The 229-nt window shown below is 45.0% G+C and carries 1 protein-coding gene; it reads left to right on the top strand.

Features of this window, described 5'->3' with window-relative positions:
- Positions 1–229: endonuclease III domain-containing protein (nth, locus tag AAEY79_RS16695; RefSeq protein ID WP_407074223.1), on the top strand; the 229-nt coding region annotated here is incomplete at both ends.

Raw genomic sequence — 229 nt, 5'->3', positions numbered from 1 at the left:
GGCGAAGACGGTTTAAAATCTTATATTAAGAATATCGGCTTATACAACGCCAAAGCTAAAAATGTGATTAAAACTTGCCGCGACTTGATTGACAAGTTTGATAGCACCGTGCCTGATAACCGTAAAGACTTAGAATCGCGTGCGGGCGTTGGGCGCAAGACCGCCAATGTGGTTTTAAATACCGCTTTTGGGCAGCCAACGATGGCAGTTGATACCCATATCTTTCGGG

This window comes from Psychrobacter sp. GW64-MNA-CIBAN-0177 (assembly GCF_040309585.1).
Taxonomy (GTDB): Bacteria; Pseudomonadota; Gammaproteobacteria; order Pseudomonadales; family Moraxellaceae; genus Psychrobacter; species Psychrobacter okhotskensis.
The sequence above is the reverse complement of the archived record's forward strand: the minus strand, read 5'-3'. Positions and strand labels throughout refer to the sequence as shown.